The sequence below is a fragment of the Streptomyces sp. NPDC005266 genome (genome assembly GCF_040607655.1).
Taxonomy (GTDB): domain Bacteria; phylum Actinomycetota; class Actinomycetes; order Streptomycetales; family Streptomycetaceae; genus Streptomyces.
Genome location: NZ_JBEXHC010000005.1, coordinates 475,507 through 501,951, shown reverse-complemented (window position 1 = coordinate 501,951; position 26,445 = coordinate 475,507). Strand labels below are relative to the sequence as shown.

Sequence of the window (26,445 nt, the reverse complement as noted above, 5' to 3'; positions counted from 1 at the left end):
GCCCGCGCTGCCCGCTGCCCGCGCTGCCCGCTGCCCGCGCTGCCCGCTGCCCGCGCTGCCCGCTGCCCGCGCTGCCCGCTGCCCGCGCTGCCCGCGCTGCCCGCGCTGCCCGCTGCCCGCTGCCCGCGCTGCCCGCGCTGCCCGCGCTGCCCGCGCTGCCCGCGCTGCCCGCGCTGCCCGCGCTGCCCGCGCTGCCCGCGCTGCCCGGCGGCCCCGAGTCGCCGCGCCGTGCCGCCGCGCCCTCGCGCGGATAGGTCTCATAGGGGCCGCAGCGAACCGGCCGCGACCGGGGTGGTGGTGAGCTGGGGCGGCGGGGAGTCGACCGGCGCCTGGGGTTCGGAGCGGTGGGCGGCCCGGGACAGCAGGACGACGCCGCGGGCCGCCGCGGCGGCGCCCGCCAGGGCCAGAGTGGTGCCGGCCGGGCCGCCGTGGAGACGTTCGCCGAGGAAGGTGAGGCCGATGACGGCCGCCGCGACCGGATTGGCGAGGGTCAAGGTGGCCAAGGGGGCGCCGAGGCCGCTGGCGTAGGCGCTCTGGGAGAGCAGCAGGCCCGTGACCGCGAACGCCGCTATCAGGAAGGCGACGACCGGGACCCGCCAGGAGGCGATGGCTGCCGCGGTGCGGGGTGCGGCGAGGGCGACCGTGAGGGTCTGGGTGAGGGCCGACGCCATGCCGGAGGTGACGCCGGAGGCGGCGGCATGCCGTATCCCGTGGCCGCGAGCGCCGTGGCCCTGCCGGATGAGCAGGGCGATCAGGGCCAGTGCGACGGCTGCGACCGAGAGTGCCTCGGGGAGGCTGAGGGTGTTGTGCGGGACGGCCCCGGCGGTGACCGGGAGCAGCGCGCCAAGGCCCAGTAGGGCGAGGACGACGCCCCGCCACTCGATCCTCAGCACGCGCCGGCCCGCGAGTCGCGCGCCCAGCGGGACGGCCGCGACAAGGGTGAGGGCGCCGAGGGGCTGCACCAGGGTGAGCGGGCCGTAGTTGAGCGCGGCGACGTGCAGCAGGGCGCCGGCGCAATTGAGGCCGACCGCTCCCCACCAGGCGCCGCGCAGCAGCAGTCGGGGGAGGCCGCCCTGACGGCCGCCGGCGGCCAGCCGCTCCTGGGTCACGGCCGCGGTCGCGTAGGCGACGGCCGAGGCGAGGGCGAGGACGACGGCCATGGCGGTGGGATTCATGGGCCTTGCCTCCGCTTTCGCCTGCCCGTGGGCTGCTGTCGCTATCGATACGCGAGTGTACCGATACGGCAGTGTACCGGTGCTCGAGTGTATCGGTACAGCAGCGTATCGGTGCGAGGATGTATCGGTACGTAGGTGTGTCGGTAGACTGCGCGGTGGGGAGCAGGGGGAGTGGGGGAGTCCGGTGGACCGAAGGAGGAGAGCTGATGCCGTCGGAGGCCATGGCCACCGCCACACCGCAGCGTCGATCCAAGATCACGCCCGAGCGGGAGCAGGAGTTCTACCAGGCGGTTCTCGATCTGCTCCGGGAGGGCGGTTACGAGGCCCTCACCATCGAGGCGGTCGCCGCCCGCACCCGCTCCAGCCGGTCCACGCTCTACCGGCAGTGGCAGACCAAGCCGCAGCTCGTCGTCTCCGCGCTGCGCTACTGCGACCGCCGCCTCGCCCTGGAGGGCATCGACACCGGCTCCCTCGCGGGCGATCTGCGCGCCGTGGCGGAGGCGGCGGGGGACAGGTGCGGTGGTGACACCGCCCTCGTCTACGCCGTCGGCCATGCCGCCCTGCAGAACCCCGATCTGCTCCAGGCGCTGCGCGCCGCGCTGATCGAGCACGAGGTGAAGGAGATCCGCGCGATGGTCCGCAGGGGCGTGGAGCGGGGCGAGGTCGCCGAGGACAACCCGGCGATCGAGTTCGTCCCCACCCAGCTGATCGGCGCGATGCGGGTCCGCCCGCTGCTGGAGGGTCGGCTCGCCGACCGCGCGTATCTTCAGCGCTTCCTGGAGTCGTCCGTCTTTCCGGCTCTGGGTCTGGCCCCTTAAGGGCGGGCCCGAGGCTTAGATCACCGGGGGGCGGCCGAGTCGGGTCATGCGCCATACCGTGCGCCAGCGCATCGGTCGGCGTTGCCCGCAGGGGGTGCGCAGGCCCTCCAGGAAGCCGCCCGCCCAGGCTCGCAGTCCGGCCAGGGCGCGGGTGCGGGCGAGGGTGAGCAGGGTCCAGGTGCCCGGAGTCGCTTCCTGGGAGTCGTCCGTCTTTCCGGCCCTGTCTGGCCCCTTATCCGGCTCTGGGTCTGGCCCCTTAAGGGTGGCCCGAGTCTTAGATCACCGGGGGGCGGCCGAGTCGGGTCATGCGCCACACCGTGCGCCAGCGCATCGGTCGGCGTTGCCCGCAGGGGGTGCGCAGGCCCTCCAGGAAGCCGCCCGCCCAGGCTCGCAGTCCGGCCAGGGCGCGGGTGCGGGCGAGGGTGAGCAGGGTCCAGGTGCCCAGGTAGAGGGGGATCAGGGGCAGCGGCAGATGGCGGCGGGCGAGCCAGACCCGGTTGCGGGCGGTCATCCGGTAGTAGACCGCGTGCCGGGCGGGGGACGTCTTGGGGTGCTGGAGCAGCAGCTCGGGGGCGTACAGCACCTTCCAGCCCGCGTCGAGCGCCCGCCAGGCGAGGTCGGTTTCCTCGTGGGTGAAGAAGAATTCGTCCGGCCAGCCGCCGATCTGCTCCAGCATCGGCATGGACAGGGCGTGCCCGCCGCCGAGGAAGGTGGTCACCTCGCCGCCGCGCATCGGGTCGGAGGCGCGCAGCCGGGGGACGTGGCGGCGCTGGGTCTCGCCGGTCTCGTCGGCGATACGGAAGCTCACGATGCCCAGGCGCGGATCGTCCGCGTACAGATCGCGCACCGTACGGAAGACATCGGCGTCGATGAGCAGTCCGTCGTCGTCGAGGTCGATGACGACGTCCACGTCGCCGAACTCGCGCAGCCGTCGCCAGGCGACGTTACGGCCGCCCGAGACGCCGAGGTTCTCCTCCAGCTCGACCGTGGTCACATGGTCGGGGAAGTCGGGGAGCGGGGAGCCGTTGCCGACGACCACGATGCGGGTGGGCGGTACGTCCTGCTTGGCCACCGACTCCAAGAGTGCCGCCACCTCTCGGGGCCGGTTGCCCATGGTCAGGATGGCGACACCCAGGCGTGGTTCGGGCATGGCGGGCACGGCGGGACTCCAGAGCTCGATGGCGAATGCCCGCGATCGTAGCCGTTCACTCGGGGAGCCACTTCCGTACGTCTCTTGTTCATCAACGACTGAGTAATCCGCCGTGGCGGTGAGGCCGGCGGTCGTGCTCGGCTCGTGCTCAGCCGTCGAGTGCGGCGAGGGCCTTCTCGGCGGCGGTGAGCGCGCCCTTGCGGATCGTTTCCGCGGACGCGGCCTTGTTGCTGCTGAAGTCGCCCCCGTTGTACGTCACCGTGATCCTCGCGTTGTCCTGGTGGACGGTCACCACGGCCTCGCGTATCTGCTGATCGTCGTCGGTGGTGAGCTCCTCGCTGAGGGACGCCTTGTCGCCGAGGCCCGATATGGCGCTGCCTTTGTCGACCCGCCCCGCCGCCCCGCTCGTCACGTCGTAGCTGATGTCCAGCCAGCGGTAGTCGAAGCCGTCCAGGGCATGCCAGGAGCATCCGCTGCGGCGGGAGAGATCGCTGCTCCTCAGCTCGTTTCCGGCCGTTTTCGCCCCCGGCACCAGCTCCTTGACCGTGCTCGCCGGGAGGGCCGCGCAGGCGTCCGACGGCGGCTTGGGGTAGCGCGGCGGGGCGCTGGACGGCGCGGCGGCGGTGGCGGCGGTGGAGGGGGGTGGCGACGCGCCCGCCGGCTCGGCGGGTGCGTCCGAGCCACCCGTCGCCGGCATGGCCATGCCCACGGCGACGATGACGGCGACCGGCAGCAGTCGGGCGGCCAGGGTGAGCGGCAGAGAACGCACGGCGGTCTCTCTTCGGTGGTGAGACGTGTGGCGGTCGTGAAGGGTGAGGCGCGGTGAGGGATGACGATGCCATACGGGACCGATGGCGAACACCCCGGGTTCGAACGCGATCGCGACCGAACAGCGATCGTGAACCGCGGCGGAGACGGCTGACCTAATGGGGTGAATTACCCGCTTCGTCACACTATCTTCACAAGTTTGGCGGTTATCTAGGTCGGGTGACGACCCATCGCCCGTGCGTGCGCCGGAACCGAGCCCTTGTTGATGATCCGTACGGCGGCGACCGCGCCCCTACCGCCCGCGACGCGACGTCAGATTGCCCTCCGCACAGGGTGGATTGCGGTAAACGCGCTATCCGGAAACGGTCCTCACCCAGCGGTCATCTGTGTGTTGTGCATAGGCAAGCGTGTGGTCTCTCCCTGACACTCCAATTCCTCTGACGCCACGAGCCAGGGGAGAGCACATGGCACACGACTCGCACCACCAGGCGATACGAGCCGCGGCGGCACGTCTGGGACGCCGCCGCTTCCTCACCGTCACCGGAGCGGCCGCCGCACTCGCTTTCACCACCAACCTGCCCAGCGCCCAGGCCGCGCAGGTGGCTTCGCACGCGCTCACCGACGACCCCTTCACCCTCGGCGTGGCCTCCGGTGATCCGCTGCCGGACGCCGTGGTGCTGTGGACCAGACTCGCACCCCGCCCGTACGAGCCGGGCAACGGGCTGCCCGAGAAGGGCACCGTGCGGGTGGAGTGGGAGATCGCCCGGGACGAGCGCTTCAAGCGCGTCGCCCGCCGCGGGACCGCGTCCGCGCACGCCGAGTTCAACTACACCGTGCACGTCGACGCCAAGGGGCTCGCCCCCGACCGCGTCTACTGGTACCGCTTCCGGGCCGGCAAGTGGACCAGCCCGGTCGGCCGCACCCGCAGCACCCCCTACCCCGGCGCCCGGGTGCGCGACGTCCGCTTCGGTCTGGCGTCCTGCCAGGCGTACCACGACGGCTACTACACGGCCTTCCGCCACCTGGCCGACGAGGACCTGGACGCCGTCTTCCACGTCGGCGACTACCAGTACGAGTACGCGGTGAACTCGGCGGGCGGCGCCCGCAACTACACCGACCGCGCCCTGCCCGCGCGCTTCAACACCGAGACCATGACCCTCGACGACTACCGGCTGCGCTACGCGCTCTACAAGTCCGACGAGGATCTGCAGGCCGCCCACGCCGCCTTCCCCTGGTACGTCACCTGGGACGACCACGAGACCGAGAACAACTACGCGGGCGACATCGACGAGAACGGGGACCCGCCGCAGGAGTTCCTGATCCGCCGGGCCGCCGCGTACCGGGCGTACTGGGAGAACATGCCGCTGCGCATGCCGCAGCGCCCCGACGGCCCCGATATGCGGCTCTACCGGCGCTTCCACTACGGCCGCCTCGCCCAGTTCGACATCCTCGACACCCGCCAGTACCGCTCCGACCAGGCGTACGGGGACGGGTGGCAGTACCCCGGCCCCGAGTCGGAGGACCCGTCCCGCACGCTCACCGGTGCCGCGCAGGAGCGGTGGCTGCTCGACGGCTTCCGGCGCTCGACGGCGACCTGGAACGTCCTCCCCCAGCAGGTCACCTTCTCCCAGCGGAAGAACACCACCGCCGCGCGCTCCAAGCTCTCCATGGACTCCTGGGACGGCTATCCGGCCTCCCGCGAGCGGATCCTGGCGGGCGTCGAGCAGGCGGGCGTCGAGAACTTCGTGGTGCTGACCGGCGACGTCCATGTCCACTACGCCTTCGACATCAAGAAGGACTTCGACGAGCCGGACTCCCGGACGCTGGGTGTGGAGTTCGTCGGGACGTCCATCTCCAGCGGGAAGGACGGGGCCGACAAGCCGGCCAACTGGTCGACCTATATGGCCGCCAACCCGCACCTGAAGTTCTACAACGGCCGGCGCGGCTATGTGACGGTCACGCTGGACGAGAACCAGGCGCGGGCCGACTACAAGACGGTCCCCGCGGTCACGACCCCGGGCGCACCGCTGACCACGGCGGCGTCGTTCGTGAGTGAGGCCGGCAACCCCGGTCTGCACCCGGCCTGACAGATCCGGCCGGGCCGGGTCCGGGGGCTCCGCGCCCCCGGCCCGGCTCAAATCGGTTTCCCGCCTCCCAGGTCGCTGAGAACATGGAGAACGATTCAGCGACTCATGGAAGGTAAGCATGCAGCAGCCCGGCCAGCCGGCCGCCGCTCCCGACGGGGTGCACATACCCGAAACCGACCACCCCACGACCGAGCCCCCCGCATCCCCCTCCGCCGCCTCCCCCACCTCCGCTGCCGCAGCTCCCCGGCTCACCGCGCAGCGCCGTACGAGCCTTCTGGTCACCCTCGTCCTCGGCGGGCTCACCGCACTCCCCGCCCTCTCGATGGACATGTACCTCCCGGCCCTGCCGGAGGTCACCGACGCCCTGCACAGCTCGGCCGCCACCGCCCAGCTCACCCTGACCGCCTGCCTGGCGGGCATGGCGCTCGGGCAGCTCGTCGTCGGCCCGATGAGCGACAAGTGGGGACGGCGCCGGCCGCTGCTCGTCGGCATGGTGATCTACGTCGTCGCCACCGCCATCTGTGCCCTCGCCCCCACCGCCGGGCTGCTCATCGGCTTCCGGCTGCTCCAGGGGCTCGCCGGGTCGGCCGGCATCGTGATCGCGCGGGCCGTCGTCCGCGATCTGTACGACGGCATCGCGATGGCCCGCTTCTTCTCCACCCTGATGCTGATAGCCGGGGTCGCGCCCATCGTCGCCCCGCTCATCGGCGGCCAGGTGCTGCGCTTCACCGACTGGCGCGGTGTCTTCATCGTGCTCACCGTGGTCGGCACGCTGCTCACCCTGGTCGTCCGGCACTGGCTCGCCGAGACCCTGCCGCCCGAGCGGCGCCATGACGGCGGGCTCGGCCAGACGCTGCGCACCATGCGCGGACTGCTCGCGGATCGCGTCTTCACCGGCTACATGCTCGCGGGCGGCTTCGCCTTCGCCGCGCTCTTCGCGTACGTATCCGGATCGTCCTTCGTCATCCAGGAGATCTACGGCGCCTCGCCGCAGACGTTCAGCCTGCTCTTCGGGCTCAACTCGATCGGCCTGGTCCTCGCCGGTCAGCTCAACGGCAGGGTGCTCGTCGGCCGCGTCGCCATGGACAAGGTGCTGGCCACGGGGCTGACGATCATCACGCTGGCGGCGGGCACGCTGCTCGCGCTCTCCTCCGGGGTCTTCGGCAGGGCGGGCCTGGTGCCGGTGGCGGCGTGTCTGTTCGTGCTGATGTCCGCGATGGGCCTGACCATGCCGAACACCAACGCCCAGGCACTGATGCGCACCCGGCACGCCGCCGGATCCGCCTCCGCGCTGCTCGGCACCTCCACCTTCCTGCTCGGCGCGGTGGCCTCGCCGCTGGTCGGGATCGCGGGGGAGACCACGGCGGTGCCGATGGCCGTCGTCCAGCTGGTGTGCGCGCTCGCGGCCATGACCTGCTTCATGGCACTCTGCCGTCCGTGGCAGCGACGTACGGAGCAGAGCGACACCGCGACCGCGGACTGACCCGGCTGCGGGAGACCGTGCGGGCGCTCCCCGAGGGGGAGCGCCCCTGGTGCTCCGGGGTGGCCGTGGCCGCCGGCACGGGGTCGGGGCCACTCCTCAAGGACGCCTTCGGATGGGCGGTGCGGTACGGGTCGTACGACGAGAGCGCCGACCGGGGCGTGGAGCTGCCGCGCGGGCAGTGGGTGCCCGCGCGGAGCGACACCGTCTTCGACCTCGCCTCGCTGACCAAGCTGTTCACGACGATCCTGGCGGTGCGGGCGGTCGAGCGCGGGGACATCGCGCTGGACGGCCGGGTCGCCTCGTACGCGCCCGGGTTCACGGCCGCCGCCGAGCACGGCATCACGGTGCGGCAGCTCCTCACCCACACCTCGGGGCTGCTGCCGGAGCTGCCGCTGTACGAGTACGCCGACGAGGAACAGCGGCTGGCCCGGCTGTCCGCCGAGCCGCCGACCACTCAGCCCGGGGCGGCCCGCCGCTACTCCGATCTCAACTTCCTGCTGCTGCAGCGCGTACTGGAGCGCGCCTGCGGCCGTCCCCTCGACCGCCTCGTCCACGACACGATCACCGGCCCGCTCGGGATGGCCGACACCCGCTTCTGCCCGCCCTCCTCCTGGCTGCCGCGCATCGCGGCCACCGAGGACCAGCGGCGCCCCTGGGGCAAGCTCGACCGGGGCATGCTGCGGGGCGTGGTGCACGACGAGAACGCCTGGGCGCTGGGCGGCGTCGCCGGGCACGCGGGGCTCTTCTCGACGGCGGGTGATCTGGCGGCACTGTGCCGGGCGCTGCTGCGCGATGGCGGGGGCGTCGTCTCGCCCGCGTCCGTCGAGCTGCTGCTGACCGCGCCAGGGCTGGGCTTCGAGGTCGATCAGCCCTGGTACATGGGCGACTTGGCGGGCCGCGGCGCGGCGGGCCACACCGGGTTCACCGGCACGAGCCTGGTCGTGGACCGGGCGCGGGACGCGTATCTGGTGCTGCTCGCCAACACGGTCCACCCCCGCCGCCGCCTCGCCGACAACACCCCCCGCGCGACGGCCGGAACGGCCCTGGCGGCGGCGCTGGGCCAGGCGCGATGCCGGTGACTTCACAGGCTTCCAAGGCATGCCGATCGGGAGCATCGCTTCAGGTCAGCGCCTCGCAAGCCCTATAAGTCACCAGCATTGGGGCTAAGCGGTTACGGCGAAGTCACGTGCTGATCCTTCTCGGCGTCCAAGCCCTCGGCCAGGCCGAACGGCGAGGGATCAGCGGCGAACTTCACCGCATCCGCTTAGGCGGTGTGCGGCGCGGGGGCGTCCGGCCGGGGCGTGTGCGGCGCGCCGTTGAGCAGGACGTGGAAGCCCCAGACGAGGCGGGCCTCGGGCGGCCCGGAGAGCAGCTCGGTGCCGAGGGCGGCGATATGGGGGTGGGTCCGGTCGGAGGCGCCGCGCAGGGCCGTGGTGAGGGCGTTCCAGTCCTTCGCATCGGCCGCGGGGCCGGCGGTCGGGTCCTGGGTGGCGTGCTCGGCCGCGGTCGCGGTGGCGAGCTGCAGCAGCAGGTCGAGTGACCAGGCCGCCCGCCCGGGCTCCAAGCCGCCCTCGCTCAGCAGCGACAGCACCGCCTCCACGAGGTTCAGATAGTGCTCCCCGGACGGGCGGGTCACCAGCGCCGACTGGGCGAGGCCGGGGTGGTCGAAGAGCACCCGGGTGTACGAGGTGAGGAGTTCGGCCAGCCGCTCCCGCCAGTCTCCGTCGGCCTTCGCCGGGCCGAGATCGACCGTGCCGAGCAGCTCGTCGAGGATCTCCGCGTGCAGCTCGGCGGTGTTGCGGACGTAGACGTACAGCGAGGCCGGTCCGGTGTCGAGGGCCTGTGCGAGGCGGCGCATGGTGACGCGCTGCAGCCCCTCGGTCCGCATCAGCTCGACGGCGGTCGCCACGATCCCGGCCCGGGTAAGAGCGGGCTTGGCGGGACGCTCACGACGGCTCGGCGGGGTGGGGGCGGGGTGCGCGGTCACGGGAGGAGCGTAACGAACGTGTTCGCGCCGGGGGAGAGCGTCGGCGAACGGCAGGGCCCGGACGGATGGCCGTCCGGGCCCTGCCGTTCGCTAACGAGTTCCGTTGCGGGATGTCGACTATTCGCCGCTCTCGCTCTCGATCGTGTATTCGACGGTCTCGCTCTCGATCGTGAACTCTCCGCCGCTCATGGAGGTGTCGCCCCACCCTGATGACCAGGAGTTGGACACGTGGACATGGTTCCCGGTGCTGTCGCCGAGGTCGAAGCGATTGTCGTCGGCGGTGGCGGTGCCGGCGGCGCCGACGAGGCCCGCGGCAGCCAGGGCGAGCGCGGCGAGTGCGGTCCGGATGCGCATCAGGTCTCCTGTCATGACGGGGCCACCTTGTGCGGCCCACACCACCTGAACATCGTCAACCCGGCGGGGACCTTGTCCTCGGTTCACCCCGAAGGGCGCATGAGGCCACGCCTTCGGCGGACCGGCCGGCGCCGCCGGAGGCGTTACGGCTCTTGCGGGGGCCAGCCGTCGCCCCACGTGGTGTCGCGGGCCGCGCGGTAGAGGGGGCCCTGGCGCTTGGTGACCGTGCGGCGGGTCAGGGCCTCGTCCGGGGTGCACAGGTCCAGCAGGACCTGACCCTTGCGGAGCTGCGGGCGGCGGACCACCCGGGCTGGTGCGGGGACGGCGTCGAAGCGGACGGCCGCGACATAGGCGAACTTCTCGTCCTCGTACGGCAGCGAGCCGCCCTTGACCTGGCGGTGCAGGGACGAGCGGCTGACCCGGGAGGCGAAGTGGCACCAGTCGGAGCCGGGTTCGATCGGGCAGGCGGCGCTGTGCGGGCAGGGGGCGAGCACCCGCAGGCCCGCCGCCACCAGTCGCTCGCGGGCCGCGCGGATCCGCAGATAACCGTCGGGGGTGCCCGGTTCGATCAGGACGACGGCCTGGGCCGCGCGCGCCGCCTCGGCTACGACGGCGTGGCGGTCGGCGTCGGTCAGCTCGCCGAGCACATACGAGACGGTGACCAGGTCGGTCGCGTCCGGCAGCGCGAGGCCGTCGCCGATGGCCTGCCGCTGCCAGCGTGCGCCGCGCAGCGCGCCGGAGGCCGCGTGCCGGGCCAGCTCGCGGCCGAGGGCGAGGGCGGGCTCGGCCCAGTCGAGGACGGTCGTGGTGTGCGCGCCCTGGGGCCATGCGGCGGCGACCGCCCAGCCGGCCGCGCCCGTGCCGCCGCCGATGTCGACATGCGTGGCCGGGGTCCAGTCGGGCGCCTGCTCGCGGAAGGCGGTGAGCGCGGCGCGCACGGCCTCGAACGTGGCGGGCATCCGGTAGGCGGCGTATGCGGCGACATCGGAGCGGTCGCGCAGCACGGGCGCGTCGGTCGGGGTGCGCCCCCGGTAGTTGATGATCAGCCGGTCGACCGCCTGGGCCGCCTGGCGGGGTGGCAGGCCGTCGAGCAGTCCGGCGAGCGCGGTGCGCAGCGTCTCCTCGGTGGGGGCGGCTTCGGGGGCGTGCATTCGGGCGATTCTACCGGCCGGGAAGGCCCCCCAAACACGAGACGATACGTATCGCATCGCACTACTGATCCGCTTCGCTACATTGGCAGCCATGGCCGAAAAGACAGCCCCCGACGCCACCCGCCGCAGTGAACGCTCGCACCGCGCGATCCTCGACGCCGCCCTCGAACTCATCGGCGAGGTGGGCTATCCCAAACTCACCATCGAGGCCATGGCCGCCCGGGCCGGGGTCGGCAAACAGACGATCTACCGCTGGTGGCCCTCCAAGGCCGCCGTGCTGCTCGACGCCTTCGTCGCGCTGGGCGAGCGGGCCGCGCGGGAGGCGGGCGGGGAGGAGCCGTACGAGATCCCCGACACCGGCGATCTGGAGGCGGACCTGAAGACGGTGCTGCGGGCGACGGTCGACGAGCTCAACTCGCCCGAATTCGCCATCCCCTCCCGGGCGCTGGCCGCCGAAGGCCTGATCAACGCGGAGGTGAGCGCGGAGTTCGTCAGCCGGATCCTGGAGCCGCAGCTGCAGCTGTACGTGAAGCGGCTGCGGGCCGCGCAGGACGCCGGTCAGGTCGTGCCCGGGACCGACCCGCGGATCGCCCTGGAGCTGCTCGTCGGCCCGATCGCCCACCGCTGGCTGATGCGCACGCTGCCGCTCACCCATGAGTACGCGGACGCCGTGGTCGAGCTGACGCTGCGCGGGATCACTCCGCGCTGAGCGGCCGCCCGGCGGATGCCCGTACCGGCGGAGTCGCGACCAGCCGTCCCGGCGCGTCCGTGATGATGCCGTCGCATCCCAGCCGCAGCATCCGGTCGCGCTGTGCCGGGGTGTCCACGGTGTGCGTCCACACCCGCCGGACGCCGGAGCCGACGGCCCGCCGTACGTCCGCGTCCCGCGCCCGGTAGTCGACGTCCAGCAGATCGATGACGCCGCGCCACTCGCGCGGCCGGTCGGTGCGCATCTGCCGGGCGGACCGCCACAGCTGCGCCAGCAGCCCCATTCCGTGGGCCTCGCGGGCGACCTCGGGGCTGTTGGTGTTGACGTAGACGGAGCGGGTCAGTCCGCGGTCGCGGATCATCCGGCCCAGCCGGGGCAGGCTCTCGGAGTCCTTCGCCTCGGCCATCAGCGTGGCGCGGCCGCCGAAGCGGTCCAGCACCTCGGCGACGGTCGGGGGCCGCTCGGGCCGCCAGGTGCCGGGCAGGGCGGGGTCGGGGCGCAGGCGTACGGCCCGCCACTGGGCGGCGGTCAGATTCCGTACGGGCCCGGTGTGGTCCGTCGTGCGGTCGAGCGTCGCGTCGTGCATCACCACGAGCGTGCCGTCGCGGAGTATCCGGGTGTCGAAGTCGAGGACCTGGGCGTCATGGCGGCTGAAGGCGGCTGTCAGCCCGGACAGGCTGTTCTCGGGTACCTCAAGGGCGCCGCCGCGGTGTGCCACGTAGGTGATCACCGGGCCGGGGGCGGCCAGGTCCGTGACCGCCGGGGCCGCGGGCCGCGCGTACTGTTCGGCGGTCAGGGGGGCGAGGCGCCGCTGGTGCGGCCGCGCGGTGGGGTGGGCCGCGAGGGCCGCCGGTATGGAAAGAGTGAGAACCGCGACTCCGGTCAGGAGGTACCTGGTGATCATAAAAGGAACGCTAGGGGTGAGACTTGCGTTATGCCCTGATATAGGCACCCGCTCGAGGAGTTCTCCAGCGGCTCTCCCGTACCCCGGATGCGGACACCGGCCACTTCGGGAGCAGGATGGTGGCAGCATTGATCGCGTACCGGCCGTACCGCCGGTGCCGGCGGTGAAGCGAGGCGGTAGATGGAACGCAAAGGCAGGTTCTCCCAGTGGCTGCGTCGGCCGAGGAGCGGTTCGGGCGGCGATACCGGCACGGGAGCGGGCGCCGGGGGCGTCCGCGAGGACCTGCTGATGGCCGCCGCGGCCGCGGGATTCCCGCTCGCGCCGGCCGCCCATCCGTCCGGCTACGGCTGTTCCTGTGACCGCATCGGCTGTCCCACCCCGGCCCGGCACCCCGTCTCGTTCGCCTGGCAGACCCAGGCGAGCACCGACCCGGACAAGGTCGCGCAGTGGCTGCGCGCCGATCCGCAGGCCAACTTCATCACCGCCACCGGCCTCGTCCACGACGTGCTCGACGTGCCCGCGGACGCCGGGCGGCAAGCCCTGGAGCGGCTGGGCGCGGCCGGCGTCGAGGTGGGGCCCGTCGCCACCAGCAGCGCCGACCTCCAGCAGGGCCGGATGCTGTTCTTCACCGCCACCCGAGGCACCCCCGAGGACGAGGACGAGTGGTGGCCGTGCGAGCTGGACTGCCACCCCGAGACGATGGACGAGCACCCGGGGCTGCGCTGGCACTGCCGGGGCAGCTATGTGCTCGTACCGCCGGCCCGGCTGCCGGGCGACGGCCATGTGGGCTGGCTGCTGGGCCCCGAGCGGCCACTGCCGGATCCGCTGACGCTGCTGGAGACGCTGACCGACGCCTGCGCCCAGTTCGCGGGCGAAAACCAGGACCACGAGTCGGCCGCCTGGCCGATAGGGCGGTAGGCGCCGGGACCTACCAGGCGCCGGGACCTACCAGGCGCCGGGATCTACCAGGCGCCGGGCGCCTATTCGCCCCTGGCCGCCGTCACGCCCTCCAGGCGGTTGAGGAAGACCACCTGCGAGTCCGCCGCGTCCTTGGCGGGGACCCGCACCGCCGACTCGGCCACCCTGGTGAGGGTCACCGCCTTCTTCGCCTCGCCCGTCATCAGCGCCTTGATCTGCGCGTCCGGGTTGGGCCGGAACCCCTTGGCCATGGTCTGCTTCTGCCGGTGGTGCGAGGCGAAGAACACCAGCGCCCCGCCGTCCTGGGTGCGCAGCCCCACCGGGGCGTACGCGGCGCCCTGGGCGGGGGTGTCGATGTACTCCGTCCAGAACTTCGGGGTCCGCATGAACTTCTTCCGGGAATCCCGCAGCCCCGAGGTCGCCTGTCCATCGGCGAAAATCTTGCCCTTGCCCGTCATCAGGTAGTCGGTGTACTGGGCGCTCAGCTTGTCCGGCCGGGTGGCCAGCTTCGGCGTCGGCCCCTTGACCTGTACCGGCTTGGCCCAGCCCTCCTTGTCCTTCGCCAGGTCCGGCACCTCGTCCTGGCTGAGGATCGACAGATACGCGGCCTTCCACGGCTGATCCGCACCGGCGCGGGTGAAGACGAACAGCCAGCGGTTGTCGTCCCGGTTGCTGTCGGTGTCCGCGACGAAGAATTTCGGCCAGCCCACCTGCCTGGGGATGGAGTAGTGGGCGTCGGACAGCTTCAGCGCGAAGAACTTCGGGTTCCCGCCGGGGGAGTTGGCGTGCTGGGCCTTGAGGTCGGCCGTGCTGATGGCCGCCAGCGGACCCGTCTCCACCTTGCTCGCCAGAGAGGGATCCAGCTCGCGGTACGCCTTGTTGTACCCGTCGGCGAACCGCTGGAGGGCCTTGGGGGCCTCAGCCTTGTCCACCGACGGGATGTTCTCCCGCTCGCCGTGCACCGTCATGCACCCCGTCAGCGTCATCCCCAGCGTGAGCACCGCTGCTGCCGTCGGAACTGCGATCTGCCGGCGGGACGGCCTGCGTGGCCTGCTCGTCATGGGGCTGCGGCTCCTTCGGGGCGGCTTTGGACGGCGACACCCTACCGGGGAGCAGAAACACCGCGAGCGTGGGGACCAGATACAACGACCACGCCCACACCTGAAGCGCGGTCGGGTCCGGCTGGAAGTTGAAGACGCCCTTGAGCAGCGTGCCGTACCAGGTGTCCGGCGATATCGTCCCGCTGATGTCGAAGGCCTGCGTGTGCAGCCCCGGCAGGAACTCGGCCTCCTGCAGATCGTGGAAGCCGTACGCGAGCACACCCGCGGCCACCACGACCAGCATCCCGCCGGTCCAGGTGAAGAACTTCGCCAGATTGATCTTCAGCGCGCCCCGGTAGAACAGCCAGCCCAGCGCCACCGCGGTCAGCAGCCCCAGCGCCACCCCGATCAGCGGATCGGCCGTGCCGTTGTTGCTCGCCCGCACCGCGGCCCATACGAACAGCGCCGTCTCCAGGCCCTCCCGGCCCACCGCCAGGAAGGCCGTGGCCACCAGCGCACCGGTGCCCATCGCGAGGGCGGCGTCCAGCTTTCCGTGCAGTTCGGCCTTCAGATGGCGGGCGGTCCGCCGCATCCAGAAGACCATCCAGGTCACCAGGCCCACCGAGAGGATCGACAGCGAGCCGCCCAGCGCCTCCTTCGCCTCGAAGGTCAGCTCCTGCGAGCCGAACTCCAGCGCCGCACCGAAGGACATGGACAGCGCGACCGCGGCGCCGATACCCAGCCACACCGGCCGCAGCGCGTCCCGGCGCCCCGTCTTGACCAGATAGGCGATCAGGATGCAGACGACCAGGCTGGCTTCGAGCCCTTCGCGCAGACCGATCAGGTAGTTGCCGAACACGAGGTTCGCCTTTCTCTCGGGGGTCCCTCGGGGGTCTTCAGGAGTCGGGGTCCCTCGGGGGTCTTCAGGAGTCCGTCAGGAGAACAGCGCCCGGCCCCACCAGTCGTCCGCGTTCCGGACGCCCGGCGGGACGGCGAAGAGCGCCGAACCCACGTGCTGGATGTACTCGTTGAGCGCGTCGCTGCGTGCCAGCCGCTGCTGGAGGGGGACGAAACCGTCCCGTACGTCGTGCTGGTAGGCGAGGAAGAACAGCCCCGCGTCCAGCCGCCCCAGACCGTCCGTACCGTCGGTGAAGGAGTAGCCGCGGCGCAGGATCCGCACGCCGCCGTTGGAGTCCGGGTGGGCCAGACGGACATGCGCGTCGGGCAGCATCGCCTTCAGATTGGGCGCATCGTGCTCGCGCTGCTTGCCGTACGGGGCGCCCTCGCCCTTGTCCCGCCCGAAGATGTCCTCCTGCTCCTTGAGGGAGGTGCGGTCCCAGGTCTCGATGTGCATCCGGATGCGGCGCGCCACCAGGTACGAGCCGCCGGCCATCCACTCCGGGCCCGCCTTCTCGCTCACCCACACATGCTTCTTCAGGGCGGCGGTGTCGGTGCCCGCGATGTTCCGGGTGCCGTCCTTGAAGCCCATCATGTTGCGCGGCGTCTGCGCGTCCGGCGTGGTCGAGGACGTCTTGCCGAAGCCCAGCTGCGACCAGCGGATCGCTACCTTGCCCATGCCGATCCGGGCGAGGTTGCGGATCGCGTGCACGGCCACCTGCGGATCGTCGGCGCACGCCTGGACGCACAGATCGCCGTCGCTGCGCCTCGGGTCGAGGTCGTCGCCGGGGAAGACGGGCAGGTCGGTCAGGGCCTTGGGGCGGCGCGCCGCGAGGCCGAACCGGTCCTTGCCCTTCTTGTCCTTGAAGAGGGTCGGCCCGACGCCGAAGGTGAGGGTGAGCCGGGACGCCTTGAGCCCGAGCGCCTCACCGGTGTCGTCCGGCGGCGCCTCCACCAGATCGCTGACCGCGCCGCCGCCGACCGCGCGCCCCTGCGTCATCCGGGCCGCCGCCTTCGTCCACTCCTTCAGCAGCGCGATCAGCTCGTCGCGGTCGTCGGTGGTGACGTCGAAGGCCGCGAAGTGCAGCCGGTCCTGTACGGGGGTGGCGATGCCCGCCTGGTGGGCGCCGTAGAACGGCACCGCGGCGCCGCTTTCGGCCACCGGATGCGGGTCGTCCCCGGTGGCGCCCATGGCGGCCGCCGTGCCGCCGGCGGCCGCGGCGCCGAGCGCCAGCCCGGCACCGCCCCAGCCGATCAGCGCGCGGCGTGAGGGGCTCGTCGTGGCCTCGTCGGTCATGCCCGGCTCTCCCTGTCGCTTGGCGTTGGCTTGAGTGGCTCTGACGTCGGCGTCGGCTACTTGACGACGACGGCGGCGGCGAGCTTGGACAGCGGCTCGGCCAGGGCGTTGACCGCGTCCGACAGCTCCTTGCGCTTCGACTCCGAGACGGTGTCGTACGACACGAAGCCGTCGCCCTCGCGGTACTTGTCGAGCAGCTTCTTCACCGTCGAGAACTGCTTGTCCAGCTCCTTGGTCAGCGCCGGGTCGTTCTTGGACGCCACCGGCTTGAGCAGCGTGTACGACTTCTCGGCGCCCTCGACGTTCCCCTCGAAGTCGACCAGGTCGGTGTGGCTGTAGCGCTCCTCCTCACCGGTGACCTTGCCGGTCTGCACCTCGTCCAGCAGCTCCTTGGCGCCGTTGGCCATGCCGGTGGGGGTGATGTCCGCGGTGCCGACGCGCTTCTGCCAGTCCTTGAGGTCCTTGATGAGCTGGTCGGCGAGGTCGTGGTCGGCCTTGGTGATCTTCTTCGTCTTCCAGAGCGACTTCTCCAGCCGGTGCCAGCCGGTCCACTCCTGGCCCTTCTCCAGGCCGTCCTCGCGCACATCGACCTTCGGGTCGATGTCGCCGAAGGACTCGGCGACCGGCTCGGTGCGCTCCCAGCCGACGCGCGAGGGCGCGTACGCCTTCTTCGCGGCCTCCAGGTCGTCCTTCTTGACGGCGTCGGCGAACTTCTGGGCCAGAGGCAGCGTCTCGTCGGCCTGCGCCTGGACGTAGGTGCGGTACGCGGCGACGGCCTTGTCCAGCTGCGGGTTGCGCTTGACGGCCGTGCCCTTGCCGGTGGCGGACACCTTCTGGCGGATGCCGTGGCCCTTCATCCCGGGCTTGCAGGCGATCTCGTACGAGCCCGGCTTGATCTCGGCGTTGATCGAGGCGTGGGTCCCCGGGCCGATGTTCTCCCGCTCGGTGACGATCCGGTCGCCCGGGGCGTACACATACACCTCGGTGGTCTTGGAGCCCTTGTTCTCCACGGCGAGCTTCACATGCCCGGCCGGGAAGGAGGTCTTCGAGACCTCGCACTTCTCGTCGGAGGCGGTGACCTGGACGGCGTCGGAGTCCTTGGCGTCGGACTTCGCGGCGCAGCCGGCGACGGCGGTGATCGTCGTCAGGGCCGATATGGCGGCGACGACAGAAGTGCGAGCGGCTCGCATAAAAGGGCTCCAGGCAGGCTCAGGGGTGGGACGGGTGCAAGTAGGGCGTTGCTCGATAAGGCTGCCCTAACTTAACTGAGCCTTGCCTGTGCGGTTCCACCGGGGTCTTATAAAGCCCTTGTCAAAAGGTAAAGATTTGGTCATGCGAGGCGTCTGCCGCCGTCAGCGCTGCTGGACACGGCGGGCGGCACACCGGCCCTACGGCAGAGTAAGGATCTCCGCGCCCGTCTCCGTCACCACCAGCGTGTGCTCGAACTGGGCCGTCCGCCTACGGTCCTTGGTGACAACCGTCCAGCCGTCCTCCCACATGTCGTACTCGTACGTGCCCAAGGTCAGCATCGGCTCGATGGTGAAGGTCATCCCCGGCTTGATCTCGGCCGTGTGATGCGGGCTGTCGTAGTGCGGCACGATCAGACCGGAGTGGAAGGACGAATTGATGCCGTGGCCCGTGAAGTCGCGGACGACGCCATAGCCGAAGCGCTTGGCGTACGACTCGATGACCCGGCCGATGATGTTGATCCTGCGGCCCGGCTTGACCGCCTTGATCGCGCGGTTGAGCGACTCCCGGGTCCGCTCGACCAGCAGCCGCGACTCCTCGTCCACCTCGCCGCACAGATAGGTGGCGTTGTTGTCGCCGTGGACCCCGTGGATGTACGCCGTCACATCCAGGTTCACGATGTCGCCGTCCTTGAGGACGGTGGAGTCGGGGATGCCGTGGCAGATGACCTCGTTGACGGACGAGCACAGCGACTTGGGGAAGCCGCGATAGCCCAGCGTGGAGGGGTAGGCACCGTGGTCGCACATGTACTCGTGCGCCACCCGGTCCAGCTCGTCCGTGGTCACCCCCGGCGCGATCAGCTTGGCGGCCTCCTCCATCGCCCGTGCGGCGATCCGCCCGGCGATCCGCATCCGCTCGATCGTTTCGGCGTCCTGGACCTCGGGACCCTCGTACGGCGAGGGCCCCTCCTTCCCGACGTACTCGGGGCGCGGGATCGAGGCGGGGACGGGGCGCGTGGGGGAGAGCTTCCCCGGGACAAGAAGAGACTGGCCAGACATATCAGCGAGTGTATCGGCGGCGCATCGGGCAGCATGGCCGCAAGGGAGTGCGACGGGGAGGACGGAGAGCGGGATGGCGCTGTTCAGGAAGAGGGCCGCCGGCAAGCCGGGCGAGTGGTACTACTGCATCAAGCACCACAAGGTCGAGGAGGGCCCGGAGTGCCGCGCGGCGGACCGGATGGGGCCGTATGCGACGCGCGGCGAAGCGGAGCGGGCGATGGAGCTGGCCGCGGAGCGGAACCTGCAGTGGGAGAACGACGAGCGCTGGCGGGATGACCCGGCAGGCGGGGGCGCCTCCAGACCGTCCGGCGACTGAGGACACGCCCGTTCTCACCGGCGGCGGCGGTCACCACCGCGCGGGCGGTGGCGCTGTCAGTTGCTCGGCCAGCCGCGCGAGGCGGTCGCGGAAGCGGCGGTGGCCGGAGTGGGTGGGCAGGGTGTTCTCACCGGCGGCGGCGCTCACCAGGTGCTGGACGGTGTCGAGGTCGAGGTCGGACCCCTCGGGGGCGGACAGGGCGTCATGGGCCAGCGAGTGCAGTTCAAGGTGGCCGCCGTCGAGGGCGAGAACGGTCGCACCGCCCCGGCGCGCGTCGTTCACCCGCTCCAGAAGCCCGGCCCCGGGGTCGCCCGGGGCCACGACGAGCAGCGTCTCCCCCCGCCCCGCCCCCGCCAGCCGCCCGAGCCCCACCGACAGATGCGCGGGGACGGTCCCCTCCGGTACCCGGTGGCGCACCAGGGTGGGGGACAGCTCGGGCAGACCCGACCAGGCGGCCTCGTCATCGAGATGAGCGGCCAGATGCCAGGGCTCGTACTCCTCGCTCCCCACCAGCAGCAGCCCACCCCCACGAGGCCCGACCGAGCCCCGCAAGGACCCCGCGAAACGGCGCGTGGCCTGCAACCACTCGGTTCCGGCGAGCACTTCGCGCAACAGCGCGACCCGTACGGCGTCCATGCCCCGCATCCTCCCGGGCCCCAAGCCTCACCGTGGCCGACTCGGCCCCGGCTCACCCCTTCGGGGCACGGGCGGGGGACGCGGCGCGACGTACCTGGGACGCGGCGCGACGTACCTGTTGCGTCCCCGGTCCCCGGCGGTGCCCCCGCGAGGTGGGGACGCCGGGGTTCATCGTGCGCAGCACGCTGCCCACGCCTCGCTTCTCCCACTCGGGGACCGTGCGCCGGCTGACGCCGATCTTGGCGGCGAACGCGCGCTGGTTCTTCCAGGTGGGCAAACGCAGGAGTTCCGGTCGGCCCCTGGCCGTGCCCCGCCCCCTCGCGTAAGGACCCACACGTCCGCTCAGTGTGTTGGGGCCTGCGGCGGGTCGTCCGGCCCGTTCATCTGCGTACATGCCGGGTCGTCACCCGTGGTCGATCAGCATCGGCGTATCGTCGTGGACGGCTCCGAACGGCCGTGAATGAGACGGAAACTGAGACGGCCCGGCCTGCGCCGAGCCGCCTCGTCGTAGTGCAACCTTGATCCGTAGCTCTGTGCGGATCGGTCATCGGGGGCCATACAGGCCTTGGCACATGGTTCTGGAGCCGGTACAGGATGTCTGCGGTCGGCGGGGTTGCTGTACTTCGTTGCTGTACCTCTGGAGCCCCCCGCATGGGCCGCTCGATTTACCGACTTCGCAGTCGCCTATATGCACCCATTGCCGTCAGCGTTGCCGTCAGCACGCAGCGCGACCAGGATGCCCAGGAGCGCACGGACCGCATGCGCCGCGCACTGCACAGTCGCAATCTGGACGTATGACCTATCGGTGCGCGACGAAAGGTGCCCTATGAATATCGCAGTCATCGGCGGTACCGGCCTGATCGGGTCGCAGGTCGTGAAGAAGCTGAACGCGGCCGGGCACGAGGCCGTGCCGCACTCGCTGTCCACAGGTGTCGACGTGATCACGGGCCGGGGCCTGGCGGAGGCGGTGGCCGGCGCTGACGTGGTCGTCAACCTGACGAATTCCCCGACCTTCGACGACGCGTCCCCGGCGTTCTTCCAGACCTCGATGGACAACCTCCTGGTCGCCAGCCACAAAGGCGGGGTGGGGCACGTCGTCATTCTCTCGATCGTCGGCGCGGAACAGGTGCCCGACCTCGTCTACTACCGGGCCAAGGTCCTGCAGGAAGACATCCTCAAGGCCGGGCCGGTCCCCTACTCGATCGTCCGCGCCACCCAGTTCATGGAGTTCATCGACGCCGTCATGTCCTGGACCACCGAGGGCGACACCGTCCGCCTGTCCACCACCCCGCTCCAGCCGATGGCCGCCCAGGACATCTCCGACACCGTCGCCGAAGTCGCCGCCGGTCCCCCCTTGAACGGCACCCTCAACATCGCCGGGCCCGACGTCTTCCCCCTCGACGAACTCGGCCGGATCACCCTGAACGCCCACCCCAACGGCCGCACGGTCGTCACCGACGACACCGCCGGCATGTTCGCCGCCGTCCACGGCGATGCCCTCACCGCCAAGGGCGACGCCCGCATCGCCCCCACCCACTACAGCGACTGGCTCTCCTGAACCACCCAGCCCACCACCGGAGGCCTCACAATGTCGAACAATGAGCCGGCAGCAGACAGCACTGAGAGCCAACCGCGCTCAGAAGCATGGAAAACGGCGCTAACTGAGCTGCAGTCGGTGAAACCACCGTCCATTCCGGATGGGGCAGAGGCGACGACGGTCCTCATCGAGTTCCCTCCCGGCGACCCCGGTACCCCTCCGCACCGGCACTCGGGACCCGCTTTCGGCTACATGCTGGAGGGGGAGATGCTCTTCGAGCTGGAAGGCGAGCCCGAGCGTGTGATCAAGGCCGGGGAGACGTTCTGGGAGCCGGGCGGCGATGTCATCCACTACCAGGACGGGAACAACCGGACGGACTCCTGGAGCCGCTTCCTCGTCACCATGATGTGTGCGCCGGGTCAGCCCATGCTCACCCTGGTCGACGACGAAGAGCTGGCACAGCGTCAACAGCTGCGAGCTCCCCGTCCGGGCACCTACTGAGGTTAAACGGTGCGATTGCTCAGGCGGGTCTGCTGGTCCCTCGGTGATACCGCACAGATCAGCAGCCGTCAGCCCCCACGACACCACGAGTTCAACCCGTCCGCCGTCGACCCACACACCGTGGGGCGGTGTGGTCCATGGCGTCCAGGTGGAGCGCGCCACTGTAAGAACGACCTGGACGCCGTGGGCCGCGTCTGCTCGGCTCTGCCTGGGTCGGCGGTGGACGGGATGGGAGCTCCCCGCGCACGCCACACCTACGGACCCGCAGTCGGGAACGGGCCCCTTCCATCCCGGTGCCGGCCGATCCCCCGCCGGAGGCATTGTCTTGACCGCGGGCCGCTCTATGCGGTGCCCGACCTCGTGGCCACCGGCCCTGTCCACATGTGGGCGCGCGTCGGCGCATCGGATCCTTTACTACAGTGATCAGGCCCGGTCCACGTCGCGGGTGTTCTTCCGGCGTTCCAGGTCTATCAGGACAAGCCGCACCCCGGCGCCTCGGCGGGCTTCATCGTTGAGCAGGTGGCCCCGGCCGATGGCTTCGCCCGAATCAAGGTGATCGGCGTCATCGGGAGAGCGCCACGCATTGTTGCGGGCGACGGATCAGTCGAGGAGGTCCTCGACCGAGGGATACGTCAGTCCTCGGCGGCGGGAGATCCAGTAGGTGCGCTCCCGGGCGACCGGTTCCACGGTGAGGTTCTTCCACTGAGGCACCGCGGAATCGGCGGTGAGACGCCATTGGTTCTCCGTCTCGGGGACCGGTTCGATCGGGCAGCCGGTCATCATCAACTCCCACCGGTCGGTGATCCCTTCATCGCGCCGGTCGGTGGCGATCACAACACCGGCTATTCGATGCGGTAGCGGGCGGCCTTGTTCGCGTGCGGCCTGGTTGTCGGCGCACTGTCGCAACGTCAGTGTTCCCTGGAGGTGGAAGCGGTACGGCTCTCTGCCAGGCGTCAGGAAATCCTCGATCAGCTGGCCAGGGCGCCATGCGGGATCCGTAAATCCGGTAACCGGACGGACGTCGCCGCTGATCGTCACCTCGACATCCCGCGTTCCCCGGTTGGTGAGGTCAACCGGCAGTGTGCAGACGAGCGTCTGCTGCTCGTCGCGGGGCAGGAGCCAGACGGTGCCGCCTGCCGGATGGGATGTGCTGTCATCTGCGTCACACAGCGGGGGCCACGCCGGGGCAAGGACCCTGACATCCAGGTCCGGTGCCTCCGCGTCCAGCCGGGCCTTGGCTGAATCGATCACAACGGCGTGGGCGCTGGCGTTGGCGCGACGCGCGAGCCGGGCTTGCCAGGCGACCAGCCCTGTGGCCACAGCCGCCGCTGCGGCTGATGCCACCGTCCCCGCGGTCTCAGCCACATCCCACGCTTCCACCATTGCTGTCCTCCCCGTCGCCTGATGCGCCCTTGATTGTGGCAAGGAGGGGAGCGGCGACGGTACTACGGTGCTGTTCTCGGTTCAGTTGGTGAGCCGGCGGTAGCAGATGAGGGTGCGGGCGATGGCGGTCAAGGCGAGGAAGTGTCCGGCTTCGCGTTCGTAGCGGCGGTGGAGTGGACGGCAGCCGGCGAGCCAGGCCACGGTGCGCTCGATTGTCCAGGGGTGGCGGCCCAGTCGTGTCTCCCGGTCGGCAAGACGGTCTGGGTGGAGGCGGCGGCAGGACCCTTGTGGGGCCAACGCGGACGGCGGCGGTGGAGTGGACGGCAGCCGGCGAGCCAGGCCATGGTGCGCTCGATTGTCCAGGGGTGGCGGCCCAGTCGTTTGTCCCGGTCGGCAAGACGGTCTGGGTGGAGGCGGCGGCAGGACCCTTGCGGGGCCAACGCGGACGGCGTCTCCAACTGCGTCGGCCGTTCCAAGAGTTCACTGCGCCGTCCCTTGACGCTCCAAAGGCGTAACCCTATGGTCACCGCACACAAGGGACGTCCTACGTCCCATTTTTCTGACTCGGCATCACTCGATTGCGACGCGGCATCGGGAGGGTCTGATGGCAGACGGTACGGCGGCGCGCGCGTACGACGTGTCCGTCCCCTTCCGGGCAGGCACCGAGGGGTATGCGAGCTACCGGATTCCGGCGGTGGTGGCGACCCGTGCCGGGACGCTGCTCGCCTTCGCCGAGGGGCGGGTGGCGTCCTCCGCCGACTACGGGCGGATCGACCTCGTGCTCAAGCGATCGGCCGACGGCGGGCGGTCCTGGGGCGCCTTACAGGTCGTCGCCCGCAATGGGAAAGGTACGGCGGGCAACCCCGCCCCCGTCGTCCTGGAGGGCGGCGCCCGCGACGGCCGGATCGTCCTGGTGCACGTGCGCAGCGCCGCCTCCGCGACCGAGGAGCGGATCCGGCGCGGTGAGGTGTCCGCGGCCGACGGGCGGCGGGTGTGGCTGATCTGCAGCGACGACGACGGGGTGACCTGGAGCGAGGCCCGGGAGATCACCGGGCGGACGAAGCGGCCCGAGTGGCGCTGGTACGCCACGACCCCGGGCCACGCCATCCGCCTGCGCCACGGCGAGCACGCGGGCCGGATCGTCGTACCGGCCAACCACTCCCTGCCGCCGTCCGTCCCCGGCGACGACGGTACGGAGGGCGTCTACAACGGCGGGCACGCTCTGCTCAGCGACGACGACGGCGAGACCTGGCGGATCGGGTACGTGGACGACAACCCGGACGGCTATGTCAACGCCAATGAGACGACCGCCGCCGAACTCCCCGACGGCCGCGTCTACTTCAACACCCGCACGGACTCGACCGCGCCCGGCACCCGCGCCGACGCCTACTCCCGGGACGGCGGCGCCACCCTGGACCTCCCCTTCCGGCCGCAGGCCGGTCTCGTCACGCCCGTCGTCGAAGGCTGTGTGCTGCATCTGGGGGAGCCGGACCTACTGCTGTACTCCGGCCCCGCCGACCCCGACTACCGCGCGCTGATGACCGTACGCGCCAGCCGCGACGGCGGCGTCACCTGGCGGCCCGTGCACACCGTCGACGGGCTGCCCGCCGCCTATTCGGATCTGGTCCGGCTGGATGACGAAACGGTCGGACTGCTCTACGAGACCGGCGACTTCAGCGCCTACTCGACCATCACGTTCCGGCGCATTCCGACGGAGGAGCTGGTATGAGCACATCAGGAACGAGCACATCAGGAACGCAGTGGTATGGAACGCCGCGCCGAGCTGTCCTCGGTGGTGCGGCCGCCGTGACCGCCGGGTTCGCCCTCGCGGGCTGCGGCTCGGACGACGACAAGAACGACGAGCCCGAGGGACGCAAGAAGGGCGAGAAGATCACCCTGACCTTCTGGTCCTGGGTGCCGGGCATCGACAAGCCTGTCGACCTGTGGAACAGCAAGAACCCCGACGTACAGGTCAAGGTCGAGAAGGTCTCGGCAGTCGACGGTGCTCAGTACGCCAAGATGCACGCCGCGATCAAGGCGGGCAACCCGCCGGACCTCGGCCAGATCGAGTACCCGGTCGTGCCCAGCTTCCTCATCGACAACGGCCTGCTCGATCTGACGAAGTACGGGATCGCCCACCACAAAAATGATTTCATCGGCTGGCAGTGGCAGCAGTCCGTCTTCGGCAAGGCGGTCTACGCCGTCCCGCAGGCATCCGGCCCGATGGGCTTGTTCATCCGGCAGGACCTCTTCGACAAGTGGGGCGTGGAGCCGCCCGCCACCTGGGACGAATATGCGACGGCGGCCGAGACGATCCGCGAGGAGGGCGCCTGGATCGAGACCTTCTCGGCCATCAACGGCAACCGCTTCGCCGGTCTGGCCTGGCAGGCCGGGGCGCGCTGGTTCGGCACCGAGGGCGACACCTGGATCGTCTCCATCGACGACGAGCCGACCCGTAAGGTCGCCGACTACTGGTACAACCTGGTGCGGCGGAAGCTCATCAAGACCATTCCGGACCGGCAGAACGCCTGGTACAAGGACGTCCAGACCGGCAAGATGGCCTCCTGGCTCGGCGCCAGCTGGGGCGACGCCCTGCTGGTCGGCAACGCGCCCAAGACCTCCGGCAAGTGGCGGGTCGTGCCCATGCCGCAGTGGAAGAAGGGCGACGGCGCCTACGCCAACTGGGGCGGCTCCACCACCGCCATCTTCGCCAAGAGCAACTATCCCAAGGACGCGCTGGACTTCGCGATCTGGCTCAACACCAACCCCGAGTCGATCAAGTTGCTGATCGAGAACGGCTATGGCACCCCCGGCGCCAAGAAGGGCTACGCCACCTCCCGACTCGATGTCCACAAGGACTTCTTCGGCGGCCAGGAGTACAGCAAGGTGTTCGACGAGGCCAGCAAGGGCGTGGACACCAGCTGGAAGTGGGGCCCGGCCACCGACACCCTCTATCAGCGGCTCGGCGACGCCTTCACCGCCGCCATCGGCAGCGGCGGCAGCTTCAGGTCCGTGCTGAAGAAGGTGCAGGGCCAGACCCTCACCGACCTCGAGGAAAAGGGCCTGAAGGTGGAGGCCGGGTGAGGGG

General features: G+C 70.8%; 27 protein-coding genes and 2 pseudogenes. 12 read left to right on the top strand and 17 right to left on the bottom strand.

Annotated features, from left to right (window positions below):
- A partial coding sequence (locus tag ABZU99_RS13490; RefSeq protein WP_356227819.1) for a hypothetical protein occupies positions 1 to 254 on the top strand: 254 nt, incomplete at its 5' end.
- Between the two features lie 3 nt (positions 255 to 257).
- Here ABZU99_RS13490 and ABZU99_RS13485 read toward each other — a convergent pair.
- Complete coding sequence (locus ABZU99_RS13485; protein WP_356050205.1) at positions 258 to 1,175, bottom strand: DMT family transporter; 918 nt, start codon at positions 1,173 to 1,175, stop codon at positions 258 to 260.
- Between the two features lie 206 nt (positions 1,176 to 1,381).
- Between ABZU99_RS13485 and ABZU99_RS13480 the strand changes: the two genes are divergently transcribed.
- A complete protein-coding gene (locus ABZU99_RS13480) occupies positions 1,382 to 1,993 on the top strand; it encodes a TetR/AcrR family transcriptional regulator (RefSeq protein ID WP_355954236.1) in 612 nt (203 codons plus the stop codon).
- 15 nt (positions 1,994 to 2,008) lie between these two features.
- Here the strand turns inward: ABZU99_RS13480 and ABZU99_RS13475 are convergent.
- The 3 genes and pseudogenes from ABZU99_RS13475 to ABZU99_RS13465 all read right to left on the bottom strand — a co-directional run.
- Positions 2,009 to 2,176: pseudogene (locus ABZU99_RS13475) on the bottom strand (glycosyltransferase family 2 protein); the annotation flags it as partial.
- A gap of 91 nt (positions 2,177 to 2,267) precedes the next feature.
- Entirely contained in the window at positions 2,268 to 3,143 is an 876-nt protein-coding gene (locus ABZU99_RS13470; RefSeq protein ID WP_355954239.1) for a glycosyltransferase family 2 protein, read from the bottom strand.
- Positions 3,144 to 3,291: 148 nt separating this feature from the next.
- On the bottom strand, positions 3,292 to 3,912 hold the full coding sequence (locus ABZU99_RS13465) for a hypothetical protein (protein WP_356050206.1): 621 nt from the start codon (positions 3,910 to 3,912) through the stop codon (positions 3,292 to 3,294).
- Between the two features lie 463 nt (positions 3,913 to 4,375).
- Here ABZU99_RS13465 and ABZU99_RS13460 point away from each other — a divergent pair, with 463 nt between their 5' ends.
- From ABZU99_RS13460 to ABZU99_RS13450, 3 genes are all read left to right on the top strand, one after another.
- The gene (locus ABZU99_RS13460) at positions 4,376 to 5,998 is read left to right on the top strand and encodes an alkaline phosphatase D family protein (RefSeq protein ID WP_356050207.1); all 1,623 of its coding nucleotides are present in this window, start codon (positions 4,376 to 4,378) and stop codon (positions 5,996 to 5,998) included.
- A gap of 118 nt (positions 5,999 to 6,116) precedes the next feature.
- Positions 6,117 to 7,481: a multidrug effflux MFS transporter gene (locus tag ABZU99_RS13455; RefSeq protein ID WP_356050208.1), complete on the top strand. Its 1,365-nt coding sequence runs from the start codon at positions 6,117 to 6,119 to the stop codon at positions 7,479 to 7,481.
- A 17-nt stretch (positions 7,482 to 7,498) separates the two neighbouring features.
- The gene (locus ABZU99_RS13450) at positions 7,499 to 8,560 is read left to right on the top strand and encodes a serine hydrolase domain-containing protein (RefSeq protein WP_355954314.1); all 1,062 of its coding nucleotides are present in this window, start codon (positions 7,499 to 7,501) and stop codon (positions 8,558 to 8,560) included.
- A 185-nt stretch (positions 8,561 to 8,745) separates the two neighbouring features.
- Here the strand turns inward: ABZU99_RS13450 and ABZU99_RS13445 are convergent, their stop codons facing one another.
- From ABZU99_RS13445 to ABZU99_RS13435, 3 genes are all read right to left on the bottom strand, one after another.
- Positions 8,746 to 9,468: a TetR/AcrR family transcriptional regulator gene (locus ABZU99_RS13445; RefSeq protein ID WP_355954250.1), complete on the bottom strand. Its 723-nt coding sequence runs from the start codon at positions 9,466 to 9,468 to the stop codon at positions 8,746 to 8,748.
- 117 nt (positions 9,469 to 9,585) lie between these two features.
- Positions 9,586 to 9,837 carry a hypothetical protein gene (locus ABZU99_RS13440; RefSeq protein WP_355954253.1) on the bottom strand — a complete coding sequence of 84 codons (252 nt, stop codon included), beginning with the start codon at positions 9,835 to 9,837 and terminating at the stop codon, positions 9,586 to 9,588.
- Positions 9,838 to 9,965: 128 nt separating this feature from the next.
- Positions 9,966 to 10,973 (bottom strand): small ribosomal subunit Rsm22 family protein, encoded by a 1,008-nt coding sequence (locus tag ABZU99_RS13435; protein ID WP_355954256.1) that lies wholly within the window; start codon positions 10,971 to 10,973, stop codon positions 9,966 to 9,968.
- Positions 10,974 to 11,064: 91 nt separating this feature from the next.
- On the opposite strand from ABZU99_RS13435, the gene ABZU99_RS13430 reads away from it, so the two are divergent.
- On the top strand, positions 11,065 to 11,682 hold the full coding sequence (locus ABZU99_RS13430) for a TetR/AcrR family transcriptional regulator (RefSeq protein ID WP_356050209.1): 618 nt from the start codon (positions 11,065 to 11,067) through the stop codon (positions 11,680 to 11,682).
- Here the strand turns inward: ABZU99_RS13430 and ABZU99_RS13425 are convergent.
- Positions 11,669 to 12,586, bottom strand: a complete 918-nt coding sequence (locus ABZU99_RS13425; RefSeq protein ID WP_355954262.1) for a glycerophosphodiester phosphodiesterase family protein — start codon at positions 12,584 to 12,586, stop codon at positions 11,669 to 11,671. The genes ABZU99_RS13430 and ABZU99_RS13425 overlap by 14 nt on opposite strands.
- 180 nt (positions 12,587 to 12,766) lie before the next feature.
- Between ABZU99_RS13425 and ABZU99_RS13420 the strand changes: the two genes are divergently transcribed.
- Positions 12,767 to 13,504: a bifunctional DNA primase/polymerase gene (locus ABZU99_RS13420; RefSeq protein WP_355954265.1), complete on the top strand. Its 738-nt coding sequence runs from the start codon at positions 12,767 to 12,769 to the stop codon at positions 13,502 to 13,504.
- 62 nt (positions 13,505 to 13,566) lie between these two features.
- On the opposite strand, the gene ABZU99_RS13415 is transcribed toward ABZU99_RS13420, so the two are convergent.
- From ABZU99_RS13415 to map, 5 genes are all read right to left on the bottom strand, one after another.
- On the bottom strand, positions 13,567 to 14,436 hold the full coding sequence (locus ABZU99_RS13415) for a hypothetical protein (RefSeq protein WP_356227816.1): 870 nt from the start codon (positions 14,434 to 14,436) through the stop codon (positions 13,567 to 13,569).
- Positions 14,423 to 15,403, bottom strand: a complete 981-nt coding sequence (gene efeU / locus ABZU99_RS13410; protein WP_356050211.1) for an iron uptake transporter permease EfeU — start codon at positions 15,401 to 15,403, stop codon at positions 14,423 to 14,425. Before efeU ends, ABZU99_RS13415 begins: the two co-directional genes overlap by 14 nt.
- A 75-nt stretch (positions 15,404 to 15,478) precedes the next feature.
- Entirely contained in the window at positions 15,479 to 16,738 is a 1,260-nt protein-coding gene (gene efeB / locus ABZU99_RS13405; protein ID WP_355954270.1) for an iron uptake transporter deferrochelatase/peroxidase subunit, read from the bottom strand.
- 56 nt (positions 16,739 to 16,794) lie between these two features.
- Positions 16,795 to 17,928, bottom strand: a complete 1,134-nt coding sequence (efeO, locus tag ABZU99_RS13400; RefSeq protein ID WP_355954273.1) for an iron uptake system protein EfeO — start codon at positions 17,926 to 17,928, stop codon at positions 16,795 to 16,797.
- Positions 17,929 to 18,126: 198 nt separating this feature from the next.
- Positions 18,127 to 18,984 carry a type I methionyl aminopeptidase gene (gene map / locus ABZU99_RS13395; protein ID WP_355954276.1) on the bottom strand — a complete coding sequence of 286 codons (858 nt, stop codon included), beginning with the start codon at positions 18,982 to 18,984 and terminating at the stop codon, positions 18,127 to 18,129.
- A 73-nt stretch (positions 18,985 to 19,057) separates the two neighbouring features.
- On the opposite strand from map, the gene ABZU99_RS13390 reads away from it, so the two are divergent.
- Positions 19,058 to 19,300, top strand: a complete 243-nt coding sequence (locus tag ABZU99_RS13390) for a hypothetical protein (protein ID WP_355954279.1) — start codon at positions 19,058 to 19,060, stop codon at positions 19,298 to 19,300.
- 30 nt (positions 19,301 to 19,330) lie between these two features.
- Here ABZU99_RS13390 and ABZU99_RS13385 read toward each other — a convergent pair whose 3' ends face one another.
- Together ABZU99_RS13385 and ABZU99_RS13380 are read right to left on the bottom strand one after the other, a co-directional pair.
- Entirely contained in the window at positions 19,331 to 19,936 is a 606-nt protein-coding gene (locus ABZU99_RS13385) for a hypothetical protein (protein WP_355954282.1), read from the bottom strand.
- A 52-nt stretch (positions 19,937 to 19,988) separates the two neighbouring features.
- On the bottom strand, positions 19,989 to 20,213 hold the full coding sequence (locus tag ABZU99_RS13380; RefSeq protein WP_356050212.1) for a hypothetical protein: 225 nt from the start codon (positions 20,211 to 20,213) through the stop codon (positions 19,989 to 19,991).
- Between the two features lie 549 nt (positions 20,214 to 20,762).
- Here ABZU99_RS13380 and ABZU99_RS13375 point away from each other — a divergent pair.
- Positions 20,763 to 21,494, top strand: coding sequence for an SDR family oxidoreductase (locus tag ABZU99_RS13375; RefSeq protein ID WP_355954288.1), 732 nt, complete (start codon positions 20,763 to 20,765; stop codon positions 21,492 to 21,494).
- A 30-nt stretch (positions 21,495 to 21,524) separates the two neighbouring features.
- The gene (locus tag ABZU99_RS13370; protein WP_355954291.1) at positions 21,525 to 21,974 is read left to right on the top strand and encodes a cupin domain-containing protein; all 450 of its coding nucleotides are present in this window, start codon (positions 21,525 to 21,527) and stop codon (positions 21,972 to 21,974) included.
- 600 nt (positions 21,975 to 22,574) lie between these two features.
- On the opposite strand, the gene ABZU99_RS13365 is transcribed toward ABZU99_RS13370, so the two are convergent.
- Both ABZU99_RS13365 and ABZU99_RS13360 read right to left on the bottom strand, forming a co-directional pair.
- Positions 22,575 to 23,318, bottom strand: coding sequence for a hypothetical protein (locus ABZU99_RS13365; RefSeq protein ID WP_356050213.1), 744 nt, complete (start codon positions 23,316 to 23,318; stop codon positions 22,575 to 22,577).
- A 120-nt stretch (positions 23,319 to 23,438) separates the two neighbouring features.
- Positions 23,439 to 23,594, bottom strand: a pseudogene (locus ABZU99_RS13360) (IS5/IS1182 family transposase); the annotation flags it as partial.
- A gap of 367 nt (positions 23,595 to 23,961) precedes the next feature.
- Between ABZU99_RS13360 and ABZU99_RS13355 the strand changes: the two are divergent.
- Together ABZU99_RS13355 and ABZU99_RS13350 are read left to right on the top strand one after the other, a co-directional pair.
- A complete protein-coding gene (locus ABZU99_RS13355; protein ID WP_356050214.1) occupies positions 23,962 to 25,086 on the top strand; it encodes a sialidase family protein in 1,125 nt (374 codons plus the stop codon).
- Positions 25,083 to 26,441 carry a sugar ABC transporter substrate-binding protein gene (locus ABZU99_RS13350; RefSeq protein ID WP_356050215.1) on the top strand — a complete coding sequence of 453 codons (1,359 nt, stop codon included), beginning with the start codon at positions 25,083 to 25,085 and terminating at the stop codon, positions 26,439 to 26,441. The genes ABZU99_RS13355 and ABZU99_RS13350 overlap by 4 nt, the downstream gene beginning before the upstream one ends.
- Positions 26,442 to 26,445: the final 4 nt, after the last annotated feature.